27 protein-coding genes are annotated in these 26,947 nt (G+C 34.3%); 18 read left to right on the forward strand and 9 right to left on the reverse strand.

Annotation, left to right across the window (positions count from 1 at the left end; genetic code table 11):
- Positions 1-30: 30 nt before the first annotated feature.
- A complete protein-coding gene (locus ABXQ82_RS07355) occupies positions 31-900 on the reverse strand; it encodes an MBL fold metallo-hydrolase (protein ID WP_367057136.1) in 870 nt (289 codons plus the stop codon).
- A gap of 345 nt (positions 901-1,245) precedes the next feature.
- On the opposite strand from ABXQ82_RS07355, the gene cyoE reads away from it, so the two are divergent.
- The 14 genes from cyoE to tsaB all read left to right on the forward strand — a co-directional run bounded on the left by cyoE (position 1,246) and on the right by tsaB (position 13,880).
- Positions 1,246-2,139 (forward strand): heme o synthase, encoded by an 894-nt coding sequence (cyoE, locus tag ABXQ82_RS07360; RefSeq protein WP_367057139.1) that lies wholly within the window; start codon positions 1,246-1,248, stop codon positions 2,137-2,139.
- A 1-nt stretch (position 2,140) separates the two neighbouring features.
- Complete coding sequence (locus ABXQ82_RS07365) at positions 2,141-2,722, forward strand: cytochrome c oxidase subunit 3 (protein ID WP_367057142.1); 582 nt, start codon at positions 2,141-2,143, stop codon at positions 2,720-2,722.
- A 343-nt stretch (positions 2,723-3,065) separates the two neighbouring features.
- Entirely contained in the window at positions 3,066-4,055 is a 990-nt protein-coding gene (locus tag ABXQ82_RS07370) for a cytochrome c oxidase subunit 3 (RefSeq protein ID WP_367057145.1), read from the forward strand.
- Between the two features lie 142 nt (positions 4,056-4,197).
- Positions 4,198-4,578, forward strand: coding sequence for a cytochrome C oxidase subunit IV family protein (locus ABXQ82_RS07375; protein WP_367057148.1), 381 nt, complete (start codon positions 4,198-4,200; stop codon positions 4,576-4,578).
- 148 nt (positions 4,579-4,726) lie between these two features.
- Positions 4,727-5,431 (forward strand): hypothetical protein, encoded by a 705-nt coding sequence (locus ABXQ82_RS07380; RefSeq protein WP_367057151.1) that lies wholly within the window; start codon positions 4,727-4,729, stop codon positions 5,429-5,431.
- Positions 5,432-5,523: 92 nt separating this feature from the next.
- On the forward strand, positions 5,524-6,273 hold the full coding sequence (locus tag ABXQ82_RS07385) for an SCO family protein (RefSeq protein ID WP_367057154.1): 750 nt from the start codon (positions 5,524-5,526) through the stop codon (positions 6,271-6,273).
- A 56-nt stretch (positions 6,274-6,329) separates the two neighbouring features.
- A complete protein-coding gene (locus ABXQ82_RS07390; protein ID WP_367057157.1) occupies positions 6,330-6,854 on the forward strand; it encodes a DUF420 domain-containing protein in 525 nt (174 codons plus the stop codon).
- A 265-nt stretch (positions 6,855-7,119) separates the two neighbouring features.
- Positions 7,120-7,338, forward strand: a complete 219-nt coding sequence (locus ABXQ82_RS07395) for a hypothetical protein (RefSeq protein WP_367057160.1) — start codon at positions 7,120-7,122, stop codon at positions 7,336-7,338.
- A 116-nt stretch (positions 7,339-7,454) separates the two neighbouring features.
- Complete coding sequence (locus ABXQ82_RS07400) at positions 7,455-8,156, forward strand: ABC transporter ATP-binding protein (protein ID WP_367057163.1); 702 nt, start codon at positions 7,455-7,457, stop codon at positions 8,154-8,156.
- Positions 8,149-9,378, forward strand: coding sequence for an ABC transporter permease (locus ABXQ82_RS07405; protein ID WP_367057166.1), 1,230 nt, complete (start codon positions 8,149-8,151; stop codon positions 9,376-9,378). The genes ABXQ82_RS07400 and ABXQ82_RS07405 overlap by 8 nt, the downstream gene beginning before the upstream one ends.
- 2 nt (positions 9,379-9,380) lie before the next feature.
- Complete coding sequence (locus tag ABXQ82_RS07410) at positions 9,381-10,625, forward strand: ABC transporter permease (protein WP_367057169.1); 1,245 nt, start codon at positions 9,381-9,383, stop codon at positions 10,623-10,625.
- A 15-nt stretch (positions 10,626-10,640) separates the two neighbouring features.
- Positions 10,641-11,768 carry an efflux RND transporter periplasmic adaptor subunit gene (locus tag ABXQ82_RS07415; protein WP_367057172.1) on the forward strand — a complete coding sequence of 376 codons (1,128 nt, stop codon included), beginning with the start codon at positions 10,641-10,643 and terminating at the stop codon, positions 11,766-11,768.
- Positions 11,769-11,770: 2 nt separating this feature from the next.
- Positions 11,771-13,111: a TolC family protein gene (locus tag ABXQ82_RS07420; RefSeq protein ID WP_367057175.1), complete on the forward strand. Its 1,341-nt coding sequence runs from the start codon at positions 11,771-11,773 to the stop codon at positions 13,109-13,111.
- An 88-nt stretch (positions 13,112-13,199) separates the two neighbouring features.
- Positions 13,200-13,880, forward strand: coding sequence for a tRNA (adenosine(37)-N6)-threonylcarbamoyltransferase complex dimerization subunit type 1 TsaB (gene tsaB / locus ABXQ82_RS07425; protein ID WP_367057178.1), 681 nt, complete (start codon positions 13,200-13,202; stop codon positions 13,878-13,880).
- An 87-nt stretch (positions 13,881-13,967) separates the two neighbouring features.
- Here tsaB and ABXQ82_RS07430 read toward each other — a convergent pair whose 3' ends face one another.
- The 5 genes from ABXQ82_RS07430 to ABXQ82_RS07450 form a co-directional block, all read right to left on the reverse strand.
- Positions 13,968-14,783 (reverse strand): mechanosensitive ion channel domain-containing protein, encoded by an 816-nt coding sequence (locus tag ABXQ82_RS07430; protein WP_367057181.1) that lies wholly within the window; start codon positions 14,781-14,783, stop codon positions 13,968-13,970.
- An 89-nt stretch (positions 14,784-14,872) separates the two neighbouring features.
- Positions 14,873-15,226, reverse strand: coding sequence for a DUF1304 domain-containing protein (locus ABXQ82_RS07435; protein WP_367057184.1), 354 nt, complete (start codon positions 15,224-15,226; stop codon positions 14,873-14,875).
- Positions 15,223-17,328 carry a thioredoxin domain-containing protein gene (locus ABXQ82_RS07440; RefSeq protein ID WP_367057187.1) on the reverse strand — a complete coding sequence of 702 codons (2,106 nt, stop codon included), beginning with the start codon at positions 17,326-17,328 and terminating at the stop codon, positions 15,223-15,225. Before ABXQ82_RS07440 ends, ABXQ82_RS07435 begins: the two co-directional genes overlap by 4 nt.
- Before the next feature lie 87 nt (positions 17,329-17,415).
- Complete coding sequence (locus tag ABXQ82_RS07445; protein WP_367057190.1) at positions 17,416-17,616, reverse strand: dodecin family protein; 201 nt, start codon at positions 17,614-17,616, stop codon at positions 17,416-17,418.
- 88 nt (positions 17,617-17,704) lie between these two features.
- The gene (locus tag ABXQ82_RS07450; RefSeq protein WP_367057193.1) at positions 17,705-18,610 is read right to left on the reverse strand and encodes a NifU family protein; all 906 of its coding nucleotides are present in this window, start codon (positions 18,608-18,610) and stop codon (positions 17,705-17,707) included.
- Between the two features lie 138 nt (positions 18,611-18,748).
- On the opposite strand from ABXQ82_RS07450, the gene ABXQ82_RS07455 reads away from it, so the two are divergent.
- Complete coding sequence (locus ABXQ82_RS07455) at positions 18,749-19,759, forward strand: type IX secretion system membrane protein PorP/SprF (RefSeq protein WP_367057196.1); 1,011 nt, start codon at positions 18,749-18,751, stop codon at positions 19,757-19,759.
- A gap of 104 nt (positions 19,760-19,863) precedes the next feature.
- Here ABXQ82_RS07455 and ABXQ82_RS07460 read toward each other — a convergent pair whose 3' ends face one another.
- Positions 19,864-21,018, reverse strand: a complete 1,155-nt coding sequence (locus ABXQ82_RS07460; protein WP_367057199.1) for a vWA domain-containing protein — start codon at positions 21,016-21,018, stop codon at positions 19,864-19,866.
- A gap of 210 nt (positions 21,019-21,228) precedes the next feature.
- Between ABXQ82_RS07460 and ABXQ82_RS07465 the strand changes: the two genes are divergently transcribed.
- From ABXQ82_RS07465 to ABXQ82_RS07475, 3 genes are all read left to right on the forward strand, one after another.
- A complete protein-coding gene (locus tag ABXQ82_RS07465) occupies positions 21,229-23,397 on the forward strand; it encodes a histidine kinase (protein WP_367057202.1) in 2,169 nt (722 codons plus the stop codon).
- A 79-nt stretch (positions 23,398-23,476) separates the two neighbouring features.
- Positions 23,477-24,211 (forward strand): LytTR family DNA-binding domain-containing protein, encoded by a 735-nt coding sequence (locus ABXQ82_RS07470; RefSeq protein WP_367057205.1) that lies wholly within the window; start codon positions 23,477-23,479, stop codon positions 24,209-24,211.
- Between the two features lie 98 nt (positions 24,212-24,309).
- Entirely contained in the window at positions 24,310-24,825 is a 516-nt protein-coding gene (locus tag ABXQ82_RS07475) for a gamma carbonic anhydrase family protein (protein WP_367057208.1), read from the forward strand.
- A gap of 257 nt (positions 24,826-25,082) precedes the next feature.
- Here the strand turns inward: ABXQ82_RS07475 and ABXQ82_RS07480 are convergent, their stop codons facing one another.
- Together ABXQ82_RS07480 and murI are read right to left on the reverse strand one after the other, a co-directional pair.
- Complete coding sequence (locus tag ABXQ82_RS07480; RefSeq protein ID WP_367057211.1) at positions 25,083-26,105, reverse strand: peptidyl-alpha-hydroxyglycine alpha-amidating lyase family protein; 1,023 nt, start codon at positions 26,103-26,105, stop codon at positions 25,083-25,085.
- Between the two features lie 17 nt (positions 26,106-26,122).
- Positions 26,123-26,902, reverse strand: coding sequence for a glutamate racemase (gene murI / locus ABXQ82_RS07485; protein WP_367057214.1), 780 nt, complete (start codon positions 26,900-26,902; stop codon positions 26,123-26,125).
- Positions 26,903-26,947 lie beyond the last annotated feature (45 nt).

Genomic DNA, 26,947 nt, shown 5'->3' on the forward strand with positions numbered 1-26,947 from the left:
AAACTTTTAAGGCAGCCTTATTCATTTAAATTATTTTCTTTTCAAACTCCTATAAAAGGTCCGTCGCATCTTTTCCGACGAAACAAAACAACACCCATAATCCATATCATCATATTCTTTAGTAATTGTATCATTAGAAGCAACTTCATCTTCAGTTTTACCCTTTTTTATTTCAGCCAAAATAGTAGCTTTTACTGTTTCTAACATTTTTAAAAACGTTTCATAATCGCTTTTGTTGGCTAAATTTCCGTGTCCGGGAATAATTTTGGTGTTATCATCAATTAACATCAGACCTGCTTTAACGGCATTGATGTAACCATCTACACTTCCTCCAGAATTTAAATCGATGTAAGGATAGCGTCTGTTAAAAAAGGTGTCGCCTGTGTGCAATACATTACTTTCTGTAAAATAGAGTAAAGCATCGCCATCGGTATGTGCATTATCAATATGAAAAACCAAAAGGTCTTCTCCGTTTACTTGAACACTTAATTTATCACTAAACGTAATAACAGGTAAAGCAACTTCGGGACTTTTTTCTTTAAGGCGTTTTTTTACGTTATCGTGTGCCATAATGGTGGCGCCTAAGTTCCCAAGGTTTTCGTTGCCTCCTGTATGGTCGCCATGATGATGCGTGTTCATAACTGTTTTTATCGGTTTATCACTTAATTCTTTGATAGCTTCCAAAATCTTAGGTGTTAATGGTGCAAATTGCGTATCGATGACTAAAACGCCATCTTCCCCAATAGAAACACCAATATTTCCGCCAGCACCCACAAGCATATATGTGTTTTTAGTCAATTTAATGGTTTCAATAGTGACTTTATCAAACCGTCCTTGGGCACAATTTGTAAGACTGATTAGCAAGAAAAATAGAACCGTGAAAAATTTTATGAGTTTCATAAATAGTTAATGTTAAGGATGATGTGTGTTAAAGATATTGAAATTTTAAGACACGTCCCGAAGTTTCGGGATCAAGAATTATCCCGGATTTTTTTAAAAATCTAAAGATTTTACAGCTTTTAAATTAGTTATAGAATTAAAGAAATAAACTCACACCTCCCTTAATCCCTCCTTAGTAGGAGGGAAACTGTTGCGCATGAGTTCCCCGATCCACAAAGTCTCCCGACTTTGAGAAACATACTTCACACAGTATTTCGAAGCGAATTTATTTCATCATTTTGAAGTTTATTTGGTTTTAAGACCTATCTTTGCACTCGCATAAAAAAGCGGTAAAGCACATTAACTTTGGGCACTACAAAATCTTCATTAACAACCCCTTCTGTGATTTCAGATTTTAAGGAAATCACTAAAATGCGTCTGGCATTGAGTGTGGTGTTTTCTTCGCTTGCTGGTTATTTGTTGGGTGTTGAAACTGTAGATTATAAGACCTTGATTTTACTAGCTTTTGGCGGTTATTTTATGGTGGGCGCTTCTAATGCTTTCAATCAAATTATTGAAAAAGATTTAGATGCGTTGATGAACCGTACTAAAAACCGACCAATTCCTGCGGGACGCATGTCGGTAACTACAGCATTCATTATTGCTTCAATTTTTACGGTTTTAGGGATTATTATTTTATACTCCATCAACAAGCAAACTGCTATGTTTGGTGCGATTTCTATATTTTTATACACCTGTGTCTATACACCGCTAAAAACAAAAACGCCATTGTCTGTTTTTGTAGGTGCCATCCCTGGCGCTATTCCGTTTATGTTGGGTTGGGTGGCTGCAACGGATGATTTTGGTATAGAACCAGGTACTTTGTTCGCATTACAATTCTTTTGGCAATTTCCTCATTTTTGGGCGATTGGTTGGTTTTTATACGAAGATTATAAAAGAGGTGGTTTCTTTATGTTGCCTACTGGAAAGCAAGATAAGGGTACAGCGGTACAAATTATCATGTATTCCATATGGACTTTGGTGGTTTCTATTATTCCTGCCTTTGGTTTTACAGGACGCTTACACCTGTCTATTATTGCAGCAATTGTAGTTTTTCTTCTTGGATTATGGATGTTGTATTCCGCTGTTCGATTGTTTAAATTGATGACCGAAAAAGCGGCAAGACAGCTGATGATAGTAAGTGTGTCTTACATTTCGCTAGTACAAATAGTTTACGTTATTGATAAATTTTTAAGTTAGAATGGATTTAACTCAAGGTACACCGCAAGAAAAGAATAGCAGAGCCAAAAAAATGATGCTTTGGTTTGGGATTGCCTCTTTAATCATGTCTTTCGCAGGATGGACAAGTGCTTTTATGGTAAGTAGTTCTCGACCAGATTGGTTGAAAGATTTTGTGTTGCCAAATGGGTTTATTGTCAGTACTGTCGTAATTATTTTAAGCAGTATCTCCTTCATATTAGCCAAAAAAGCTTTAAAAAACGGACAGCACAAAGCAACATCGCTTTGGTTGTTTATCACGCTTATTTTGGGAGTTATATTTATTCTGAGTCAGTTTTCTGGATTTCAACAAATTATAGATTTAGGTTATAATTTTACCGGACCAACGAGTAATGTGACCATGTCTTACATCTATTTAATAGCTGTTGTGCATATTTTACACGTTGCTGTTGGCTTAATTTGCCTGTTGGTTGTAATTTATAATCATTTTAAACAAAAGTATAGTTCAGGGAATATGTTGGGTCTGGAATTGGCAGCAACCTTTTGGCATTTTATAGATATACTTTGGGTTTACCTCTTTTTGTTTTTATATTTTGTGAGGTAATGATTAACAAAACAAGCTTTTAATTGCTTGTTTTACAGGGGTTTTGGAGGATGCATGCGTTAGGGGTTGAACGGCATGTCTTGATCCCGATAATCATCGGGAGAGTAGTATGAAAGCCCGACTTTTTGTGATCCCACAAGGTTTTTAATCCCGAAATGTCGGGAGTAGCTATGAGCGAAAAGTAACGGCCAAACCATTTTTAACGATGATAAATTTCATGTTTTTAATTTTTAAAGCGGTATTTTTTATTAGATAAATAAATTGATTATTTTTGTGCAACTTTTAACAATACTGGTTTAGCTTGTTTTGTAGAACAACCTAAATGGTATACTAACCAAAATATATGAGTACAGCAGTAGCAGAAGGCAAAACTTGGGGTGGAGGAAACCAACCTTTACAAGCGAGTTACGGTAAAATGATGATGTGGTTTTTCATTGTTTCCGATGCTTTAACTTTCTCAGGATTTTTAGCAGCTTACGGATTTTCAAGATTCAAATTTATTGATGCATGGCCAATTGCCGATGAGGTGTTTACGCACTTTCCGTTTTTACACGGTGTAGATGCGCCTATGTATTACGTGGCATTTATGACGTTTGTGCTTATTATGTCGTCTGTAACAATGGTACTTGCCGTTGATGCTGGACATCATTTGGATAAAGCCAAAGTAACACTCTATATGTTTTTAACCATTATTGGTGGTTTAATATTTGTAGGATCTCAAGCTTGGGAATGGAACACATTCATTAAAGGAGATTATGGCGCTGTACAAACAAAAGGTGGTAACATTTTACAGTTTGGAGAATACGTTGAAGAAGATGGAGAACAGGTATTTAAAAGAGTGGCTGTAAGAGATTTTGCGGCAAACGGACATGGAGAACGTGTTGTGCACGAAAGAAAAAATGGACTTTGGTTTGTTGATGAAGGTACGCTTCCAAATTATACAGTAGATGAAGTGATTCACGGGTTACAGGCTAACAAAAACATTTTAGTAAGAACTCAATTTATAAATGATGAAGGCGAAAAAACGGTTTTGTCTAGAGGCGAATCGATGAATCAAATCATGAAAAACGGTAAATTGGTTGTTGAAGGTGCAAATCTTCATGTGAACGAATATGGTTCGCCGTTGTTTGCTGATTTCTTTTTCTTTATCACAGGATTTCACGGATTTCACGTATTTTCAGGTGTAGTTATCAATATTATCATTTTCTTCAACGTTGTTCTAGGAACTTACGAAAGACGTAAAAGTTACGAAATGGTTGAGAAAGTTGGTTTATACTGGCACTTTGTAGATTTAGTTTGGGTATTTGTATTTACATTCTTTTATCTGGTTTAATAAATAAAGTCATTTCCGCGAAGGCGGAAATAAACAACAGTTAAAATGTCATTTCCTTGAACCTGCTTACCGGCAGACAGAGAAGGAAATCAATTAAAAATATATTTTCATCCTGATGCTATCGGGGTCTAAAACACATAAAATGGCACACGAACATAAATTAGCAATATTTCAAGGTTTAGTTAAGTTTAAATCCAACACGCAAAAAATTTGGGGCGTTTTGGTTTTCCTAACCATAGTTACTGTGATTGAGGTTGCTTTAGGTATCCTTAAACCAGAAGCTTTAATGGGGTCGTTTTTAGGCATGAAGCTTTTAAACTGGATCTTCATTATTTTAACCGTTGTAAAGGCATACTATATTACTTGGGATTTTATGCACATGCGTGATGAAACAAAAGCTTTAAGGCGTATGGTGGTCTGGACCGCTATTTTCTTGATTATATACTTAATTTTCATCTTATTGCAAGAAGGGGGTTATGTATTTGATGTCTATGACAGTGGGTATATAAAAAAGGATTTCTAATGAAACTCTATTTTTGAAAGCTACAGAGTAGCGCATTAAAATAGCAAGTTGAATTGATCCCGTATTTTCATGGGATAATCATAAAAAATTAGTGTTAAAAATATACAATTAAGGTGGTTTTTATAACCACCTTTTTTATTTTTGCAAAATGGACAAGAAGACCACAAAAAAGAATTTAATATTAGGGATTTTGTTTTTTCTACCCGTAGTGTTTGTGTTCATCATGTCTATATCTTCTGAAAATTATGAGACTTTGGATATTGTAAAATCTGATGTTACAGATATTCTTCCCGAGTATGATGCAGATGTAAAATTAAAAGAGCATTTAACGGTATTGGCTTTTTTTGGTAAGCACCCTATGGAACGCTCCATTGAAGCCTTAAACCTCAAAGAGATTGTTTACGATAAGTTTAAGGGGTTTAAAAAATTTCAAATTGTGGTATTGGTGACGAAAGATGCCAAAGCAGAAGCAAAAGAGTTATTTCAAGAAATTGCATCCTACGAAGATTTAAGGTTTTGGCATTTTGTGCATTTGGAAGCAGAGGATATTCAAAATACATTTCGCAGTTTGAAAACCGATTTTAGTTTGGATGCTAACCTATCGACCGATAAGATTTTTGTTATAGACACCGATTTAAATCAGCGAGGTAGAATTGATGCTAGAGCGGACAATGAAAAAGGAAAAAATAGTCCTGTTTACGATATGAATTTTTACAGTTGTATTGAAGTAGCCGAATTAAAAAACAAATTGGCTTCGGAAGATTTACGTGTGTTATTTACAGAATACAGACAAAAACGAAAGGGAGATTTTAATTCTGATGTAAGAAGGGCGGATGATTTAAAAGCCAAATAAATTAAAAAGACCTGTCAGGTTTTAAAAACCTGACAGGTCTAATAAAAAAAATATTTCCAAGGGATTTTTGGGTGGCGATAAAACATATTTAAATGAACAAAAAAACTAATTATTCATACATAGGCATTGCATTTATCATTTTAGTTTTTGGAATATTGTTTGTTCCAAAAATAGTGGATAGAATAAGTGATGGCGATATTTCTCGACAAGAAAGTAGAAGTGATCAAAAAGCGGCAATTGAAAAGACGAGGCTTTCCGATTTGGTTTTTATTGAGAATAACGGCCAAAAAAGAAAAGTTCCAGAATTTAGTTTTACAAATCAAGATGGAAAACAAATCACAAATAAAGATTACGAAGGGAAAGTTTATGTTATAGAATTCTTTTTTACAAGCTGCCCTACTATTTGCCCAAGAATGAATTCCAATTTAATTCAAATTCAAAATACCTTTAAGGATTTTGAGGATTTTGGAGTGGCATCATTCACTATTAATCCAGAAACCGATACACCAGAAGTTTTAAAAACCTATGCCGAAAACTATGGAGTTACAAATCCTAATTGGCATTTAATGACTGGAGATAAAGATGCAATTTATAAATTGGCGAACGAAGGGTTTTATATTTATGCTGCTGAAAATCCAGATGTGGAAGGTGGTTTTGAACATTCCGGAAACTTTGCGTTGATTGATAAAAACGGATTTATCCGCTCAAGAAAAGATGAACATGGAAATCCGATAATATATTACAGAGGGATTATTTCAGAGGAAGAACAAAAGGATGATGACGGTGTAAAAGAGCAAATAAGTGCCTTAAAACAGGATATTAAAAAATTACTTAATGAGTAGTTTTTGTCATTCTGAATTTATTTCAGAATCTCATTCCAAAATTAAGAATTATTAAAATGAATAACCAAAATCAACTTTTAAACGAGAAAAAATACAACAAACTAATTGTTGTTTTATCAATAGCAATACCGTTGGTAGTTGCTGCACTTTTTGGGATTAAAATAGATGCAGAATTACCAGTTTTTTTACCACCTATTTATGCATCTATTAATGCTACCACTGCATTTGTACTTGTACTTGCTTTTATTGCTATTCAGAATAAAAAAATAAAATTGCATGAGGGTTTAATGAAATTTGCGATAGGACTTTCCGTATTGTTTTTACTGCTGTACATTGCATATCATATGACGAGCGATTCAACAAGTTATGAAGGCAGTTACAGTTTTCTATATTACTTTGTGTTATTAACGCATATTATATTGTCGATAGCTGTGATTCCGTTCGTATTGATAACCTATGTGAGAGCCATAACCAATAACATAGAAAAGCATAAAAAAATTGCCAAAATAACATTTCCGTTATGGCTGTATGTTGCAGTTACGGGAGTTGTTGTTTTTATTATGATTTCGCCTTATTATTAATGAAACCCTACTTTTCAAAGCTCGAAGAGCGCATGAAAAGTAGTTGGTTGAATTAATCCCGCTGAAGGGCGGGATCTAAATATTATAATTTCGCCCTACTTTTCAAAGCTCGAAGAGCGCATGAAAAGTAGTTGGTTGAATTAATCCCGCTGAAGGGCGGGATCTAAATATTATAATTTCGCCCTACTTTTCAAAGCTCGAAGAGCGCATGAAAAGTAGTTGGTTGAATTAATCCCGCTGAATAGTGGATCATTGAAATTTAAACATGAAGCAAAAAATTATCTTTTTTCTTTTCTCTATCCTCTTTTTTCTAAAGGGTAACGCCCAATGCGCCATGTGTCGCGCGGTATTGGAAAGTGAAGAAGGGCAGGCTACAGCGGAAGGCATCAATAACGGCATTGTGTATTTAATGGCAATTCCTTATATTCTTGTAGCTGGCATCGGCTATTTTATTTACCGTAAGTATTATTCGAAAAGTAAGTAAAAGTTTTACTCATCATTTTAAGTTAAAAAAGTAATAAAAGTTTTTTTAAACATAAAGTGTAACATTTCTTTGCACTGTTAGTCTTATTATAAACCACTTCATTAATCAATCAAAAGATGCTAAAAATAAGCGCATTACACAAATCTTATAGAATTGGGGAAACTAGTTTACATGTTTTAAAAGGCATAGATCTATCTGTTGAAGCGGGCGAAATGGTTGCCATTATGGGGTCTTCAGGTTCTGGTAAATCTACCTTATTGAATATCATAGGGATGTTAGACGTTGCCGATTCTGGGGAATATATCCTTGATGGCTTACCTATTGATAATTTGACCGAAAAGAAAGCTGCTGTTTATAGAAATAAATTTTTAGGATTTATTTTTCAATCCTTCAATTTGATTAATTATAAAAATGCTTTGGAAAACGTAGCACTTCCTTTGTACTATCAGGGCTTAAAGCGAAAAAAACGTCAGGAGTTGGGCATGTTTTATCTTGAAAAAGTGGGGCTGGCAGATTGGGCACATCATTTACCTAAAGAATTGTCTGGTGGTCAAAAACAACGTGTTGCCATTGCTAGAGCTCTTGCGGCAAATCCTAAGTTATTACTGGCCGATGAGCCTACCGGAGCTTTAGATACCACAACTTCTTACGAAATCATGGAATTTATCCAACAATTAAATGATGAAGGTAAAACCATTTTGATGGTTACCCATGAAAGAGATATCGCCAATATGTGCAAGCGTATTGTACGTTTGCGGGACGGCGTTATCATGGAAGATAAAATAGTAACTCAAGTTAGAGCGGGCCAGCATGTTTGATATAGACCTTTGGCGGGAAATATTTCAAAGTATCAATAAAAATAGAACCCGGAGTTTATTATCTGGTTTTACGGTAGCGTTTGCCATTTTATTATTTACGATACTTTTCGGAATTGCCAATGGTTTAGAAAACACCTTTAAGGAAGCTTTTGGAACCGACGCCAATAATTCTATAGTTATTTTTCCAGGTAGAACAACCAAAGCACATAAAGGGCTTCAAGCCGGTAGAAGAATACAGTTTAAAAATGAAGACCATGATTTTGTACTGGATAAGTTTGGCGATAAAGTGCAATACATCACCTCTAAAGTCAATAGAAATGTAGTCGCCTCTTTTAAGAACGAAAAAAACAGTTACCAGCTTAGAGCCGTTCATCCAGAATACATGTTTATTGAAAACAATAAGGTAAGAGAAGGGCGTTACATCAATCAAAACGATTTAAAACATAAAACAAAAGTTGCTGTTATTGGCAGAATTGTTAACGACCAATTGTTTCGAAAAGTAGATGCCGTTGGTAAGTATATCAATTTAAGCGGAATCCCATATAAGGTTGTGGGCGTTTTTACAGATGATGAAGGCGACAATGAAGAACGGGTTATTTACATCCCAATTACCACAGCACAGCAGGTATATGGAAATAACGATTTTATCGATTTTATGCACTTAACCTATAATCCAGAAATGAACAATGACCAAGCACTTTCTTTTGGGACTTTAATTACAAAAAGTTTGAAAGAGCGTTTCTCGGTAGCACGAAGTGACCAAAGAGCAATACGTGTTCATAATATGGCGCAAGGCACTAAGCAAGTTGACATGTTAACTTCTGGTCTAACACTTATCATTTTAGTGATAGGCTTTGGAACTTTAATAGCCGGTATTGTTGGGGTTAGTAATATTATGATTTTTATCGTAAAAGAGCGCACCAAGGAAATTGGTATTAGAAAAGCTTTAGGTGCATCTCCAAAATCTATAGTTTCTATTATTCTTGTTGAATCTGTATTAATTACCGCCATTGCTGGATATGTTGGTTTGTTAATAGGAGTAGGCGTGTTGGAATGGGTTGGGCCCAGTTTAAAGGATTATTTTATAACAGATCCTGGAGTTAGTAACCGTTTAGTAATAGGCGCAACCATTACTTTAATTTTAGCGGGCGCCATTGCAGGCTATTTGCCAGCAAAAAAAGCATCAAAAATCAAACCTATCATAGCCTTAAGAAACGACTAATTATGTTTAGATTTTTATTCGATAGAGATACTTGGCAAGAAGTTATAGATAGCTTTAGCAAAAATAAGCTCAGGTCTATTTTAACAATGGTTGGTGTGTGGTGGGGCATATTATTATTGATTGGTTTATTGGGTTCTGCAAGAGGTTTAGAAAATGCCTTTAATCGGTTATTTGGGGATTTTGCAACAAACAGCGTGTTCTTTATGGGGAATGTTACAAACAAACCTTTTAAGGGTTTTCAAGAGGGAAGACGTATTCAATTAACAATTCCCGATATTAAAAAAGTAGAAGAAAATGTAGAAGGTATTGAGTTTGTAGTACCTAGAAACATGAATCCAGCAATGGTTACTAAAGATTTTCTTTCGGGAACTTTCAATATTTTCGGGGATTATCCCTTGCTGGACAGAGTTCAAAAAAAGAAGTTAATCCATGGCAGGTTTATCAATCAGAACGATATTGATGACCATAAAAAAGTAGCGGTAATTTCAGAAAGCATCTATAAGCAGTTATTCGAAAAAGATGAAATTGCTATTGGCGCTTACATTCAAATTAATAAAATTAATTATACGGTTATAGGTCTATATGACCCTGGGGATGCTAATTTTGGACCCTCCGAAGATATTCATATTCCTTTTACAACATTCCAAAGAATGTACAATCAAGGTGATAAGATTGGTTTTATGATGATTACTGGAAATCCAGAATTTGATATCGTACAAATTCAAAAAGACGCTGAATTAATGCTGAAAAACCTTAACGATGTGCATCCCAAAGATGACAGGGCTTTTCGGAGTTTTAATTTAGGAAAAGAGTTCGCCAAATTCACGGGCTTTTTAAAAGGCATGCAGTTTTTAACTTGGTTTGTGGGCATCGCCACTTTAATTGCAGGCGTTTTTGCTATCGGAAATATCCTGTTGATTACAGTTAAAGAGCGGACCAAAGAAATAGGGGTGCGTCGTGCATTGGGCGCCACACCTTTCGAAATAAAAAGACAAATAGTTGTAGAAGCAGTTTTCTTAACACTAGTGGCAGGTATTTTTGGAATCATTACAGGCGGATGGATTTTAATAGCTTTAGATGCTAAATTCGGGCAAGGTGACGAAGCTACTTTAGTTAATGCATCTGTCTCTATAGGTGTCGTTTTTATTTCCCTGATAATATTAGTTGTTTTAGGGACTTTAATCGGATTGATTCCAGCCTTTAAAGCCACCAGCGTAAAACCCATAGAAGCATTAAGAGAAGAATAAACAATCAAAAAAAAGATGAACAAAACTGTAAAAATTATTTTAGTATTAATTGTGATAATACTCCTGGCATTCGTACTTAAGTATTTTAAAGATGCCAATTCAAAAGATATTATAGATTATAAAGTTGAAGAACCTTTTTACACCTCCATAAATACAAAGGCAGTAGCTACGGGTAAATTAAATCCAGAAGAAGAGATTGAATTAAAACCACAAATTTCTGGAATTGTAGATAAAATTCTTGTTGAAGAGGGCGATATCGTTAAAAAAGGCGATTTAATAGCGACGATAAGAGTGGTTCCTAATGAGCAAAGTTTGGTCAGTGCTAAAAGCAGAATAGCGACTTCAAAATTATCTTATGAGAATTCAAAAGTCTTATATAATAGAAATAAAACGCTTTTTGAAAAAGGCGTCATATCTCAACAAGATTTTGAAAATAGCGAACTGTCTTTTAATCAAGCTAAAGAATCATTGGCCCAAGCACAAAATGATTATCAAATTATTAAACGAGGTTCTATTTCTGGCGGAAGTGCTGCAAACACCAATATTGTTGCTCAAATCCCGGGTACTATTTTAGAAATTCCAGTTCGTGAAGGCGACCAGGTCATACAAAGTAACAACTTTAACGCAGGTACGACCATTGCTACTATAGCCGATATGAGTTTAATGATTTTTGAAGGTAAAGTTGATGAAGCCGAGGTTGGAAAACTTAAAGAAGGCAAAGAGATAAAAGTGATTTTAGGCGCCATAAGGGATAAAGAGTTTCCTGCTACCTTAACCTTTGTAGCACCAAAAGGCATTGAGGAAAATGGCGCAGTTCAATTTACTATAAAAGCAGATGTTAAAATTGATGCCATAACTAATATTAGGGCGGGTTATAGTGCGAATGCAGAAATAGATATTGAAAATAAAGACAGCGTTCTGGCGATTAAAGAAGCGTTATTGCAATACAATAGAATTACGGAAAAGCCTTTTGTTGAAATATTGGATGAGAAGAATAAATTTAGAAAGGAAAATGTTGAATTAGGATTATCTGACGGTATTAATGTTGAAATTATTGAAGGCGTTAAAGAGGGTGATAAAATAAAAGTGTGGAACAAAGCATCTAAAGATAACGAAGACGAAGACGAAGAAAACGATAATTAAGAATGATGAAACTAGTTAAACATAAAATTTTAATAGGTCTATTTCTTGTTGGATTATCTGGGTTTTCACAACAAAAAAAATGGACATTACAAGCGTGTGTCAATCATGCTTTGGAAAATAATATTACAGTAGCACAAAGTGAAAATAATTTACTTATTGATGAACAAGATGTTATTGCTGCAAAAGGGCAATTTCTACCTTCCGCAAGAGCGAACGTCGGGCATAGTGTTGGAATAGGTACACAACGAATTGATATTGGTAGCAACCAGATTGTTATCGATAGAACAACAAACGTTACAAATTTAGGCTTTGGAGTTAGTCAAACTATATTTGATGGATTTAGATTAACAAATTTGCACAAGCAATCACAGTTAAATCTTGAAACAAGTAAGCTGGAATTAGCACGTATTAAAGATGATATTTCCCTAAATGTGGTCAATGCATATTTAAACATTTTATTTAATCAAGAACGTCTAGAAACTGCACAGGCGCAATTACAATTCTCGGAAAAACAATTAAATCAAGTTGAAGAATTGGTTGATTCAGGAGTACAACCAAAAGTTAATATTTATGATGCTGAAGCAACTTTAAGTGCAGACGAACAAAATGTAACCATAGCCGAGAATAACTATAACTTAGCGTTGTTGACCCTATCCCAGTTATTGCAATTGCCTTATGATGGTTTCAATGTTGAAATAATTGAAGTAGATAACCCCTCTGAAGCTTTACTCTACAATACTATTTCTCCAATTTTAAGTTATGCGCTTGAAAATAGAAATGAAATAAAAGTGGCCGCAAAGAATATTGAAAATGCACAATTAGGGACTGAAATCTCCAAATCTGGATACTATCCTACCGTCAGTTTTAATTATAATTTTGGAACAAATGCCTTCTTTACCAATATTACCGATATGGAAGAAAGTTTGCTGCATCAATTAGATCAACAAAAAGCACATAGTTTTGGTTTGAATGTTGGTATTCCAATTTTTTCAAGATTTCAAAATAAAACAGCAGTTGCAAAATCAAGAATTCAAGAGGAAAACGCCAAGTTAGGTTTAGAACGTGCTAAACTGGACTTAGAATCTAATATTCAACGTGCCTTTACAGATGCCCAAGCAGCCTTTAAAGCTTTTGAAGCGGCTAAAAAATCACTAAAATCTCAAAAATTAGCTTTCGAAAATGCTCAAGAACGCTATAATATTGGCGTCATGAATGCTTTTGAAATAGAACAATCTAGAGTTCGATTTATAAATGCGGAATCGGCATTAATCAATGCGAAGTACGATTTTGTTTTTAAGACAAAAGTTTTAGATTTTTACATGGGAAAATCTCTAACTAATTAGCTGAATATTTTTATGTATCAAAGCCAAAAAGAGGTAAAAATGTAAAGATAAAACGATAGTTTTGTTTTTAATACCAATTACAATTCAAATGAGTATCTATATTCTCAACATAGAATCCGCAACAACAAACTGTTCTGTCTCTCTTTCAAAAAATGGAAAAACAATTGTCTTAAAAGAAGATGCAAGAAACGGTTTTTCGCATGCTGAAAAGCTTCATGTTTTTATAGATGCTATTTTAAATGAAGCAAATGTAAGTCGAGATGCTTTAGACGCCATTGCTGTTAGTAAAGGTCCAGGGTCTTATACGGGTTTGCGTATTGGGGTTTCCGCAGCAAAAGGACTGTCCTTTGCTTTAGATAAGCCTTTAATATCAGTACCAACTTTAGAGGCTTTAGCACATCAAGTTCAAACCGATAACGGCGTTATTGTAGCTATGCTAGATGCAAGACGCATGGAAGTGTATTCGGCTATTTATGATTCAGATTATAATGAAATACGAGAAACTGAAGCACAAATTTTAGAGGCAACCTCTTTTAGTGATTACCTAGAGTTAGGAAAAGTTTACTTTATCGGAAATGGGGTTGAGAAAACAAAAACACTAATTATGCACCCTAATGCCGTTTTTGTTGAAAATAAACTGCCTTCAGCTAATGAAATGGGTTTAGTGGCTTTTAATAAATATAAAATAAACGATTTCGAAGATGTTGCTTATTTTGAACCTTACTATTTGAAGGATTTTGTGGCTTTAAAACCTAAGTCTAAATCATAAAAAAAGACCTGTCAGGTTTTTAAAACCTGACAGGTCTGGAATAGTTTTATCCTGCAAGGTTTCTAAAACCTTGTAGGTATGTTATAATTACCCTTGCTTTTTAATTTCAACTTGATGTGGGTAAGGAATTTCAATACCAGCTTTATCGAGTGCTTCTTTTACATCTTCAGTAATTCCGAAGTAAACATCCCAATAATCATCAGAAGTACTCCAAGGTCTTACCGCAAAGTTTATAGAACTATCTGCCAATTCAGACACATTTACCGTTGGAGCAGGATCTTTTAAAACTTTAGGGTGTGACGTTAAAACATTCATTAACACTTCTTTGGTCTTTTTAATATCAGAATCGTAACCAACACCAAATGTTAAATCTACACGACGTGTCCCTTCGGTGGTATAATTAATAATATTTCCATTTGATAAAGAACCATTAGGAATGATGATTTCTCTATTTGAAAGTCCGGTTAATTTGGTTGTAAATATTTCAATTTCCTTTACAACACCAAGTTCGCCTTGTGCTTCTATTAAGTCTCCTATTTTAATAGGTTTGAATATCATTAATAAAACACCACCAGCAAAATTCCCTAAAGAACCTTGTAGTGCTAAGCCAATAGCTAGACCAGCAGCAGCCAATATTGCTGCAAAGGATGTGGTTTCAACACCCATTGTGCCAAGTACAACTATAATTAAAATAATTTTTAATATCCAAGATATTAAGTTTAATAAAAACTTTTGGAGGCTAGCATCATAGTCTGCCTTTTCCATACCTTTTCGGGCTACATTAACGAGTTTCTTAATAACCCAAGAGCCAATAATCCAAATAACAATAGCTCCAAGAATTTTTAGTCCGTAGTCTAAACCTAATTCTAGCCATTTCTCTGTGTCGATGTTTTCTAAATTCATGATTTTTTAATAGTTAATTAGTGGTACAAAATTAAAAACTAAACCTTAGTTTTTAAGTGTTTTATTGATAAAAAAATGATTAATTAATTTTAAATAAAGCAAAAAATAAGCGCAATAATTGCAGGAACTGCTTGCGCATAAAACAACTTTATCTGTTTTGTTGAGTAAGACCCATAAATACCTGCAATGGTCACACATACTAGAAAGAAAATTGCACTATTTTTTTGATTGACGATTAAAGAAAATAGTAATCCCGCTGCTAAAAAGCCGTTGTAAAGCCCTTGGTTAGCGGCAAGTACTTTAGTGTCTTCCGCAAATTGTTTAGATTTTAACCCGAATGTTTTAATGCCTTTTGGTTTGGTCCACATAAACATTTCCAAAAACATAAAATAGACATGTTCTAAAGCTACAATCGAAATTAAAATAATGGTTAAGGTGCTCATTTTTTGAGTAGTTTAATAGCTTTTTCAACTTCAGAAACTGGTAGCTTACAAGCTTTATTAACGCAAACGTAAATTAAGGTTTCTTTTGGGTTGTATCTGTTTTCTAATAAAGGCATATCGTTTTCTGAGGTGCTACCAGCAATGAGTTTATTCGGAATATACGCTTTGTTTAAATCTGAAATCTTTTGTTTCGCGTTTGTTCCAACAATGGCAACTTCGTAATATGGATGGGTGTAATTCAACATTAAATCGAACCAATTGGAATAGGAGGATGGGTATTGGGACATTTCTGGTTTTATAGTATTGAGCATGGTCATAGCAGATTCCGCGAACTTTTTATTATCAAAATAATGTGATAGTTTGAAAAGGTTTTTTGCCATTATGGAATTACTTGCAGGAATAACATTGTCATGATACACAATATTTCTCGACACTAACGAGGTGTCTTCATTTGAAGTAAAAAAGAATAATTTGCTCGTGTCGTCATAAAAATGGGCGAAAGTATAGTTTGCCAAATCTTGGGCCGTGGTTAACCATTTTTCATTTAATGTAACTTCATAAAGCGCTATAAAGGCATCAATTACAGTTGCGTAATCTTCGAGGTAACCATTAATTTTACTTTCACCTTCTTTAAACGTATGATTCAATCCGCCATCTTTTCTTAGGATTTTGGAGATGATAAAATTCGCATTTTTTTCAGCAGCTTTTAAATACACTTCATTTTGGAAAACACGATATGCGTCAACATAACCTTTTAGCATCAATCCGTTCCATGAGGTTAATGCTTTATCGTCCATTCTTGGTTTTGGTCTTTTATTGCGAATTTCAGAAAGTATAGATTTCCATTCGGTTTTCCTTTCTTTAAGTTGAATTTCCGTAAGCTGATGCTTTTTTAGAATTGAAGCATCATCATCTTTTCGAATTAAAACATAATTACCGTGTTCCCAAAGTCCGAAATTATTAATATTATAATAGTCTGAAAACAACTCAAAATCATTTCCTAAAAGCGATTTTAACTCTTCTTTTTGCCACACATAAAAAGCACCTTCTTCTAATGCCCCTTCGGGAGTATCACTATCCGCATCAAACGACGCATAGAAAGCACCTTCGGGAGTGGTCATTTCATTCTTTATGAAATTTAAAGTTTCCTCGACGATATCTTTATACAATTCGTTTTTTGTTAAGAGATAGGCATCCGCATATAGACTTACCAATTGTCCGTTATCGTATAACATTTTTTCAAAATGAGGCACATGCCATTTTTTATCTACTGAATATCTTGAAAAACCACCACCAACTTGATCATAAACACCGCCATACGCCATTTTGGTTAGCGTTAAATTGACAAAATCCAACAATTTTTCGTCATTGTTTTGATGGGCATATCTCAATAGGAACTGATAATTATTAGGCATCATAAATTTTGGAGCTCTATTCATACCTCCAAAATTGGCATCGAATTGTTTAGACCAATTGGAAATAGCATTCTCTATAAAAGACCTTTCAAAAACGGGTTTATCGGTATTTGTTTTTACAATAGTCATAGATTTTATACCAGCTTCAACTTTTTCTGCCTGTTCAATTAATTTTTGAGGAGCTTCGTTGTAAATTTTTGAAATCTGATGTAATACATCCATCCATTGTTCTTTTGGAAAATAAGTGCCACCCCAAAATGGTCTTCCGTCAGGTAAGGCTACAACATTTAATGGCCAACCACCGCTACCTGTCATTAATTGTACTGCGTTCATATAAACTTGATCTACATCGGGGCGTTCTTCTCTATCAACTTTAATATTTATGAAATTTTTATTCATAACCTGTGCTACCAAACTATCCTCAAAACTTTCGTGTTCCATAACATGGCACCAATGGCACGCTGAATACCCTACACTTATTAATAGTAGTCTATTTTCAGCCTTAGCCCTTTTTAAAGTTGCTTCATTCCAAGCATGCCATTCTACCGGATTATGGGCATGTTGCAATAAATACGGACTGGTTTCTTTAATTAGGGCATTGGTATATTTATGATTTTCCATGGGTTTGGAATTCTGACCTTTACAGCTCATTAAAATAATAAGTAAAAATAGTGCGGTGTACTTCATGACTCAAAGTTAGTTAAAATTAGGCATAAAAAAAGCGCTCAGTCCCGACACTTCGAGATGAACGCTATAATTTAAAAGAGTAAGGAATTATTTTACTTCAAAAGTGATTTTTACGTTCACTCTAAAGTCTGTAACCTCTCCATCCTTAACACTTGCGCTTTGATCCTGAACATATACAGAACGAATGTTTTTCACACTTTGAGAAGCGTGTTTTACAGCTTTTTTAGTTGCATCTTCCCAACTTTTTTCTGAATTTGCTAAAATTTCAATTACTTTTAATACTGCCATGATTTTATGTCTTAAAGTTAATAAATAGTTCTTATTAAGATAATAAATTTATGACACATATAAGCTTGAAAAGTCACTTAAAATTATTTTAGCCATTAATAGCTTCAACAGTTTCTACTTTACCTGGAAGCATCTGTTTTAGCATATTTTCAATACCGTTTTTTAAAGTGAACGTAGATGACGGGCAACCACTACAAGCTCCTTGAAGCATGACGCTCACACTTTTTGCATCCGCGTTGTATTCTATAAATTGAATGTTTCCACCATCGCTAGCTACGGCAGGTTTTACGTATTCTTCTAAAATATTTACGATTTCTTTTGAAATATCATCTAATGCTTCAAATTTTTGGTCAAGCTGAGGCGATGTTTTTTGCATGGCTTCTTCGGCTCCTGGAAGCACAACGTCTTTTCCTTCTTCAAGAAATTTTCTAATGAATTCTCGTAGTTCAATGGTAATCTCTTGCCATTCGACCCTATCATACTTAGTGACAGACACATAATTCTCTTCAATAAATACACTTTTTACGAATGGGAAATGAAACAACTCGGTTGCTAAAGGCGATAACTTTGCATCATCTATAGACGTAAATTCAAAAACAGATGTTGCAATTTTTTTATTAGAAACAAACTTCATCACCGAAGGGTTTGGAGTACTTTCTGCATACACCGTAACGGGCGTTTTCTTTATGGCAACTGCGTCTTCTTCCATGACAATTCCGCCATCGTTTAAGTAAGCTTCAATTTGTTCTGCTACTTCATCTTGTACGTCATTCCATTCTACAATATCATAACGTTCTACGGCAATAAAATTACCGGAGATATATACCTTTTTTACAAAAGGCAAATAAAACAATTGTTGGACTAGAGGAGATGATTTTGCTTCATCTATATTGTTGAATTCAAAACTCTGATGCTTTGTAATGAATTGATTGAGCTCAAATTTTACGATGGCATTGTTGGTTGTTTCCTGTACTGAAACCTTGAAATTACTCATTTTAGCTAATTTTTAGCAAAAATACTAAAAGAAAACCTAGATATCCATATATTTGAGTTTAGTTAAGCGTTTAATATATGTAATTTTTTTGCTAAAGAAGCGTTAACTAGAAACCAGTTTACCTAGATATTACAACCTATGAAATTGAAATATACTTTATTATTAATGATTGGAATATTATGTGTTCCAGACTTTAATGCCCAAGAAGGGCTTCCTATATACACCGATTATTTAACCGATAATTATTATTTAATCCATCCGTCTATGGCTGGTGCTGCCAATTGCGCAAAGGTGCGGATGACGGGGAGACAACAATGGTTTGGACACGAAGATGCGCCAAAATTATTAACGTTAAGTATAAACGGACGTATAGGTGATTCGCAATCTGGTATAGGAGCGATTTTATATGCCGATAAAAATGGTTATCATTCTCAGAAAGGTGCGTACTTTACGTATGCGCATCATTTAATGTTTTCAAGAAGTGAGGTAGATTTAAATATGTTGTCCTTTGGGTTAAGTGCTGGTTTTATACAATATCAACTGGATGAAACAACATTTCCTTCTGATGGTCCAGATCCTGGTATTGATGGTATAGTCCAAAACGCCACCTATCCAAATATTGATTTTGGATTTTCATACCATTATTTAGATTTTTATGCACATGCTACCGTTAAAAATATTCTTAAAAACGATGGTATCAATACCGATATAAATCCTGAAATTAGAACCGACAACCTAAGAAGGTACTTATTGTCTGCGGGTGGGGTTTTTGGGAAATTTGGTAGCGAATGGACCTACGAACCCTCTATTATGTTTCAGTACAGAGATGGGACAAAGGAATCTATTGTAGATTTTAATGCGAAGGTTTATAAACAAATGGAGTTTGGTAAACTTTGGGGAGGGTTGTCTTACCGTCAAAGTTTAGATGGTGCGCAATTTTTGAATGGTTCTAATGTTCAGAGCCAGAAACTTCAGCAAATTACGCCAATTATTGGGGTTAATTATAATCAATTGATGTTTGCATATACTTATACCTATCAGACAAATGAAGTGGTTTTTACTAGTGGCGGATTCCACCAAATAACTTTAGGATATAACTTTAACTGTAGAAGAGAGCGATATCATTGTAACTGTCCTGCGGTTAATTAGGAATAGATTTTGTCATTTCGAACGCAGTGAAGCAATCCCTAACAACAAAAGGTCTAAACATTCAACAGGTTACTTCGTCGTGCCTCCTCGTAATGACGCCTGTTTCACCAAGTATATTTTTTCTTTTTAGCCTGGGTTTTTATGGCTTTTGTCAGGGCATTTTCCAATCCATTTGAAGTTGCCTTTTTCTTTTCAGAAATATAGGCTTTTCGTTTTGCATTTAAATCTTGTATTTGCTTTTGAATAACTTTACGTTCTGTTTGCTTTTTAGTGACATATGCTTTTATTTCCGTAGTGTTTTTGCCTTTTAGCTCATCAGGTAATGCTTCTTTATCTAAATCTTCAACTGCTACTTCTTCGGTTTCAACAGCATCCACTAAATCCCACGTAGAATTTTTGTATAAATGTGAACTTTTACTAACCGTGCGACCAACAGCATTTGCTTTACTATAACCACTTGCATTCGCATCTTGTTCGGCTTGCATTAGTCGCTTTTCTTTACCTCTTTGTCCATAAGCTACATACGTTTTATTCAACTTTATATTGAGTTGTAAAATTTGATCATCATAAGGCGAGGCAACATGGACGGTAGCTTTATTGTGGTTTATAGCCATATAATCGCCATGGGTTAAAGCAGCACCATCTTTCCAATACGTAGAAATTCCTTGATTGTAATCGCCGCAAAAAATGGTGTTTACAGTCACGTCTTTTTCCTTCGCATTCGCAGAAGCATCTTTATAACTCACTCTTCCTTGCGTAAAGGGCTCGTTACCGGCGATAAAAATCAATTTTAAATCATCGGCATTTTTACCCCAATTTAATTGGTTTAATGAGGTTTGAATAACTTGCCCGCAGTACTCATTACCACCATTTGTGGTCAAAGAGAATAACTCTTTAGAAATTTCATCTAAATCATCACTAAAGGCTAAAACTTGTTTTATGTAGCCTTCATCAGCATTCAATCTGTCGTTTCCATATTCGTATAAAGCAATTTGTAAATTGGGTTTTTGAGTACCACATTTTGCATAAGACAATTCATTTACAATTTCCCAAAGTTGCGCTTTTGCTTGGTCTATTAATCCGTCCATGCTATTGCTAGTATCCAACAATAAGGCGACTTTTATAAATTGTTTGTTGGGCTCTGGATGCGTAATTTCTGTGCTATTTAAGGCAATATTTTGGGTTTTGTTGTTTGCGTTACAGGCTGTAAAGCTTAAAATTGAAATGAATAATGCGAGTAATTTGATTTGAGTTTTCATAATAAAAATGTTTTTTGATTCATACCGTAAATCTATCATCAAAGTATTTCATAAAAAAAGCAGAATGAGCAACGGTGTCATTTCAATGAGTGAATGCAGGTATTGAATGTGTAAAGAAGGAGAATTGTGAAGTAAAAGTGAAGATTCTTCACTTTTACGATTTTAATATACCAACGAAAGTGCGTAAGTTTAGCTGTTATAAAAAAGTAAATGAAATTATATTTTGAATACATATTGTTTATATGTCTTATGTTTAGTGGCTTTGTGCTGCAAGCGCAGGATTATAAAAGTTCTAAAGAAGGACCAAAGTTTACGGTAAGAGGCTCAGTTATTGAACAAGATACCCGAGACCCAATTTCTAATGTTAATGTTGAAGTCAATGGTGGCTCTTACACAACTACAGATATGTTCGGCGAATTTAGAATTCAAGCTAGAAAGGGCGATGAATTAACCATTAGGCACAAAGATTTTGAAACGGTTTATTATATCATTAAAAGTAATGAACGAATTACTGTAGAAGTTGAACCTAGCGAGCAGGAAAAATTTATCAGTAAGCGTTCAAAAAAAGCCAAAGAACCCCAATTTAATTGGTTTATCGATTCCGCTGAGACCTATCTTAAAAAGGATGCAAAAAAGAGCATTCAATTTATAGCCGAAGCTTTAGAGTTAAGCAATTCCAAAAAGGAAAATGCAGAAGCCTATGAGGTTTTGGGTGACATTTATAGGCATTGGAAACAACCAGATTTGGCGGTTTCAAATTATAGGAACAGCTTAACCAATGCGAGCACAAACGAAGTCAAATTAAAATTAGCGCAAGCCTACAAGCAAAACAAAAATTACCAGGAAAGTATCCAGGAATATCATGGGATGAATAGACGAGAACTTTCAAATTATCAAATGGTAATGCTTTATGAAGGTTTGGGGGATGTGTATCAAATCATCAATCAATATGATGCTGCTGTTAAAGCGTATCAAGAAGGTTTAAAAACAGCGCAAAAGCACTTGATTACACCTAAAATAACCGATTTAAATTCTAAAATAGCTCAAGCTTTAAGTAGCAAAGGGGAATTAGCTGAAGCTGAAGAATATTTTGATAAATCTTTAAAACTTGCCAATACCCAGAATAAAAGGCGCGCATTAGAAGAAAAGGACAAAGTTGCCGACTTTAAAAATAGTAACAATCTATATTCCAAAGAAATTGAATTGCGTAAACAAGCCCTAGAAGATATTAGTGATATTGAAAATGATTCTATTTTAGACAATGAAAGCGCATTGACTTCGCAGCGACAAAATTATAAAATTGGGAAGGCATATGCACAACAAAACGACTATGGAAATGCGATTACATATTTAGAAAAAAGTATTGAGGAAGCCGATACCAGAGAAGATTTAATAGTGAAGAAGGATGCCACCAGAAGACTATCTGAGGTTTATGAAACAACGGGGGATTTTAATAAAGCACTTTCTGCATATCAGGATTATGTTGATGTTGTAGATAAATTGTACAGAAAAAAAGAACAAGAAATCTCCCAAGCCACTCGGTTTAGTAAAGATTTAGTCGCAAAACAAAATAGGATTACAAGTTTGGAGAGTGATAGAGAGCTCTCGGAAAGCAATTATTTATTGACTATTGAGCAATCCAAACGTCAAAAAATAATTATATATTCTTTAATTGGTGGTGTTTTTCTTTTATTGCTTACCGCATTTTTAATGTTTAAATACATCAAGCAACAACGGTTGGCGAATAATTTATTGGCTTTAAAATCGCTGCGCAGTCAAATGAATCCGCATTTTATATTCAATGCATTAAACTCAGTAAATAGTTTTATTGCTTCCAGTGATGAACGTGCCGCAAATAAGTATTTAACAGATTTCTCTAAACTCATGCGTGCGGTTTTAGAAAATAGCGAAGAAGATTTTATTCCGTTGGAAAAAGAAATAGAATTACTCCAATTATACACCCAATTAGAGCATTTCAGATTTCAAGATAAATTCGACTACACCATAAATGTAGATGAAAAAATTAATATTGACGACTTTGTAATTCCGCCAATGCTATTACAACCTTATATTGAAAATGCAGTATGGCATGGGTTACGTTACAAAAAAGAAAAAGGGCAATTAAGCATTGATATAGTTCAAGAACGCGACCATGAAATAAGAATTACGATTAGCGATAATGGCATAGGACGAAAAAAATCAAAAGCCTTAAAAACAGAACACCAACAAAAACAAAACTCAAAAGGGATGGGTAATATTAAAAAGCGTGTGTCTATTTTAAACAATATGTACAAAGATAAGGTTGATGTGTTTGTGGATGATTTTCAAGATGAAGAAGATAGAGGGACAAAAGTAGTAGTAACGTTGAAGAAGGATTAAAAAAAGCTTCCCTAGCCGCCATGGGAGGGGATTCTTACTCTTGTGAAAATAAAAATAAAAAATAATTAATGATACTGTGATGAAGCTAACAGCAATAATAGTAGAAGACGAAGAAACCAGCAGACAGATTTTAAAAAATTACTTGCAAAAATATTGTCCAAATGTTAATGTTATAGGAGAAGCTGCAAATGTTGACGAAGCTTTGGTGTTAATACGAAATAACGATTTAGATCTCGTGTTTTTAGATGTGGAAATGCCGTATGGAAATGCCTTCGATTTATTGGAAAAAGTAGGCGATGTAGATTTTGAAACTATTTTTGTAACTGCTTATAATCATTATGCCATAGAAGCATTAAATGCACATGCTTCTTACTATTTGATGAAACCAATTTCTATAGATGAATTGATAAAAGCAGTAGATTACGTAACCGAAATAAAAACCAAGGAAAATGCATTACAAGATGAGGTACTAGTACCTAAAATAGCGACAATAAATGGTAAAATTACCATCCCACAACAAAGCGGGTTCGAGGTGTTGAACACCGCCGATATTTTATATTGTAAAGCCGATGACAATTACACCGAAATCTATCTCAACAATAACAAACGGAAAATAGTAAGTAAAACTTTAAAGTATTTTGAAGAAGCTTTAAGAGATTCAAGTTTTGCACGTGTGCATAAATCTTATCTTGTAAACGTAAATGAAGTGGTAAAATACCAAAAAGGTAAAGGAGGAAGTGTTGTTTTGAGTAATGGAAAAGAGGTTGTAGTTTCGGCTTCAAAGAAATCTGGGTTGTTGTCTTATTTCAAGTGATTTTTTTGTCATTCCCGCGAAGGCGGGAATCTTTTTAAATTAACTAAATTTATACAATGAGATTCCCTTCTTCAAGGGAATGAAAAAAGGAATAAAATATGCCAGTAATAATACCAGTAAGAGGAAAAACCCCCATCATCCCAGAAGATTGTTTCATTGCCGAAAACGCCACGATAGTTGGAGAGGTCACCATGGGAAATCAATGTAGTGTTTGGTTTAGTGCCGTAGTTCGTGGTGATGTAAACTTTATAAAAATGGGTAACAAAGTAAACGTTCAGGATGGTGCCGTTATACATGCCACATACAAAACTGCGCCAACAACCATAGGTAATAATGTCTCAATTGGGCATAATGCATTGGTTCATGGCTGCACTATTCACGATAATGTTTTGGTGGGTATGGGCAGTATCATTATGGATGGTTGCATTATAGAAAGTAACAGTATCATTGCCGCGGGTGCCGTGGTTACAAAAAATACGATAGTAAAGGCAGGAAGTATTTTTGCAGGCGTACCCGCTAAAAAGGTAAAAGATGTAAGTGAAGAGTTAATTTCAGGGGAAATTAATCGCATTGCCGATAATTATATCAAATATTCTAGTTGGTTTAAGGAGTGACTTGTCATTCTGAACTTGTTTTCAGAATCTTATCAAGAGTTTCTAATAGTTGGGCGTTACCACAAGGGCAGGTCTTTTTTAAGCGTCAATGTAGGACGAAGGACGTGGCTATCTGTTAAATACAAGTAGTCAAGATAACTGTTTTTCTGTTTTCATAAAAAAGGATGCCGCTACAATCCCTAACGCGGGTATGTCTGGATGAGCAGTCTCCAGTTTGCGGTTAGTTTAGTATCCGTATGTTGTGCGTAAGTTTTATTTTATTCGCCTTTCTTTAATTTGAATTTTTGAACCTTGTTGCCTAAAATATCTCCAACATAAATACTTCTTTCATTATCAATTAAAATGTCGTGATATCTCGAAATTGGGCCATCATAAAATCCAGTTCTTCCAAATTGTAATTGTTGATTTAAGTTCAAATCAAAGCGAAAAATATCAGAACCTTTTACAATAGAATCATTAACTGTCATATAATCTATTCCAAACAGATGGTTGTTCTTATTATCAATAGTGACAGAATATAATTGTTCAGTTATTTTATTCTGCCAAAGAGCAATAAAATTTCCTTTGGCATCAAATTTTTGAATTCTATTGTTTTCTCGGTCAGCCACATAAACATTGGCCTCATTATCTAAATCAATTCCGTGTGGAATATTAAACTCTCCTTTTTCATTTCCAAACTTGCCCCATTCAAATAAATATTTCCCTTCCTTTGAAAATTTTACTATTCTGCTATTTTCATAACCATCACTTATATAAAACGAACCATCTTTTGCAACAGCAATATCTGTAGGTAAATTAAAATGTTCAGCATCATTTCCAGAAACTTTTGCTTCGCCTAAAGTCATCAGTAAATTTCCATTTGAGTCAAATTTAAAAACTTGATGAAGTCCACAATCGGTAACCCAAATATTATTCTGATTATCAACTTCAAGTCCGTGAGGCATTATGAATAAATTCTTTCCCCAAGATTTTATGATTTTTCCAGTTTTAGCATCTATTGTTGATATTGTATTCTTTGTAATCAAGGGTAGGTGAGAAATAGGCATAGAATCCCATGCTCTTCCAGAACGATGAAAGACAATAATATTCCCGTTAGTATCGAGTCCCAATCCTGTAGGACTGCCTAGAGTGAAACTGTTTGGTAATTTAGGCCAATCATTAACTAGTTCGTAGTAATCTGAACTAATAGCTTTTTTTGTCTCTTTTTTTTCAGAGTTTCCACATCCTAATATCAGAATCGTTATTAACAAGTATAAAAAACTTATTTCTTTATATTTCATAAGCGATATTGGTTCAATTAAAACTCCAGATATTCAACATCAAATTTAGAACCTAAAAGTGTTGCCATAACATCCACATTCCCATTGGTAAAAAATTCATTTTTCACTTTTGAAATCGATGTATTCAAGACATTATGTTGTTCTAAAATAGCTTTTGTTTGTCTAGCAACCGCTTCTCCAGAATCTATGATTTTAACATGATTAGGCAATAATTCTATTAACATCGGAATTAAATAAGGGTAATGTGTACAGCCTAAAACCAAGTAATCTATATTCGCAGAAATCATGGGTTTTAAATACTCCGATAAAAGCCCTTTCATTTCATCCGAATGTAATTTTCCACTTTCAATAAGTTCAACGATCCCTTCGCCGACTTGCTCTACAACCTTAATATGGCTCGCAAACATTCCAGAAGTTTTAGAAAATAAAGCACTTGTCAAAGTGCCCTTAGTGGCTAAAATACCAACAGCATTCGTCTTCGTATTTAATGCAGCAGGTTTTATAGCAGGTTCAATTCCAATAAAAGGAACGTCGAAGTTCTTCCTTAGGTAATCAATGGCATTAGTAGTGGCTGTATTGCAGGCTACAACAATAAGTTTACAGTTTTTACTTAACAGTAATTCTGTGTTTTTAATGCTTAACTCAGTAATTACTTCAGACCCTTTTGATCCATAAGGGGCGTTTAAACTATCGGCTAGGTAAATAGTATTTTCATTGGGTAAGAGCTGATGGATCTCTTTCCAAATAGAAGTGCCTCCAACGCCAGAATCAAAAATACCAATAGGATTGTTACTCATTTATTAAAAAAACTTAGACCTTGCTAAGATATACAAAGAGATCCT

The organism is Algibacter sp. 2305UL17-15 (genome assembly GCF_040720935.1).
Taxonomy (GTDB): domain Bacteria; phylum Bacteroidota; class Bacteroidia; order Flavobacteriales; family Flavobacteriaceae; genus Jejuia.

Excerpts from the sequence above, each read along its gene's own strand:
- ABXQ82_RS07355 (WP_367057136.1), bottom strand. The coding sequence starts at position 900 with ATGAAACTCATAAAATTTTTCACGGTTCTATTTTTCTTGCTAATCAGT.
- ABXQ82_RS07365 (WP_367057142.1), top strand. The coding sequence starts at position 2,141 with ATGGATTTAACTCAAGGTACACCGCAAGAAAAGAATAGCAGAGCCAAA.
- ABXQ82_RS07370 (WP_367057145.1), top strand. The coding sequence starts at position 3,066 with ATGAGTACAGCAGTAGCAGAAGGCAAAACTTGGGGTGGAGGAAACCAA.
- ABXQ82_RS07375 (WP_367057148.1), top strand. The coding sequence starts at position 4,198 with ATGGCACACGAACATAAATTAGCAATATTTCAAGGTTTAGTTAAGTTT.
- ABXQ82_RS07380 (WP_367057151.1), top strand. The coding sequence starts at position 4,727 with ATGGACAAGAAGACCACAAAAAAGAATTTAATATTAGGGATTTTGTTT.
- ABXQ82_RS07385 (WP_367057154.1), top strand. The coding sequence starts at position 5,524 with ATGAACAAAAAAACTAATTATTCATACATAGGCATTGCATTTATCATT.
- ABXQ82_RS07390 (WP_367057157.1), top strand. The coding sequence starts at position 6,330 with ATGAATAACCAAAATCAACTTTTAAACGAGAAAAAATACAACAAACTA.
- ABXQ82_RS07395 (WP_367057160.1), top strand. The coding sequence starts at position 7,120 with ATGAAGCAAAAAATTATCTTTTTTCTTTTCTCTATCCTCTTTTTTCTA.
- ABXQ82_RS07400 (WP_367057163.1), top strand. The coding sequence starts at position 7,455 with ATGCTAAAAATAAGCGCATTACACAAATCTTATAGAATTGGGGAAACT.
- ABXQ82_RS07405 (WP_367057166.1), top strand. The coding sequence starts at position 8,149 with ATGTTTGATATAGACCTTTGGCGGGAAATATTTCAAAGTATCAATAAA.
- ABXQ82_RS07410 (WP_367057169.1), top strand. The coding sequence starts at position 9,381 with ATGTTTAGATTTTTATTCGATAGAGATACTTGGCAAGAAGTTATAGAT.
- ABXQ82_RS07415 (WP_367057172.1), top strand. The coding sequence starts at position 10,641 with ATGAACAAAACTGTAAAAATTATTTTAGTATTAATTGTGATAATACTC.
- ABXQ82_RS07420 (WP_367057175.1), top strand. The coding sequence starts at position 11,771 with ATGATGAAACTAGTTAAACATAAAATTTTAATAGGTCTATTTCTTGTT.
- tsaB (WP_367057178.1), top strand. The coding sequence starts at position 13,200 with ATGAGTATCTATATTCTCAACATAGAATCCGCAACAACAAACTGTTCT.
- ABXQ82_RS07430 (WP_367057181.1), bottom strand. The coding sequence starts at position 14,783 with ATGAATTTAGAAAACATCGACACAGAGAAATGGCTAGAATTAGGTTTA.
- ABXQ82_RS07435 (WP_367057184.1), bottom strand. The coding sequence starts at position 15,226 with ATGAGCACCTTAACCATTATTTTAATTTCGATTGTAGCTTTAGAACAT.
- ABXQ82_RS07440 (WP_367057187.1), bottom strand. The coding sequence starts at position 17,328 with ATGAAGTACACCGCACTATTTTTACTTATTATTTTAATGAGCTGTAAA.
- ABXQ82_RS07445 (WP_367057190.1), bottom strand. The coding sequence starts at position 17,616 with ATGGCAGTATTAAAAGTAATTGAAATTTTAGCAAATTCAGAAAAAAGT.
- ABXQ82_RS07450 (WP_367057193.1), bottom strand. The coding sequence starts at position 18,610 with ATGAGTAATTTCAAGGTTTCAGTACAGGAAACAACCAACAATGCCATC.
- ABXQ82_RS07455 (WP_367057196.1), top strand. The coding sequence starts at position 18,749 with ATGAAATTGAAATATACTTTATTATTAATGATTGGAATATTATGTGTT.
- ABXQ82_RS07460 (WP_367057199.1), bottom strand. The coding sequence starts at position 21,018 with ATGAAAACTCAAATCAAATTACTCGCATTATTCATTTCAATTTTAAGC.
- ABXQ82_RS07465 (WP_367057202.1), top strand. The coding sequence starts at position 21,229 with ATGAAATTATATTTTGAATACATATTGTTTATATGTCTTATGTTTAGT.
- ABXQ82_RS07470 (WP_367057205.1), top strand. The coding sequence starts at position 23,477 with ATGAAGCTAACAGCAATAATAGTAGAAGACGAAGAAACCAGCAGACAG.
- ABXQ82_RS07475 (WP_367057208.1), top strand. The coding sequence starts at position 24,310 with ATGCCAGTAATAATACCAGTAAGAGGAAAAACCCCCATCATCCCAGAA.
- ABXQ82_RS07480 (WP_367057211.1), bottom strand. The coding sequence starts at position 26,105 with ATGAAATATAAAGAAATAAGTTTTTTATACTTGTTAATAACGATTCTG.
- murI (WP_367057214.1), bottom strand. The coding sequence starts at position 26,902 with ATGAGTAACAATCCTATTGGTATTTTTGATTCTGGCGTTGGAGGCACT.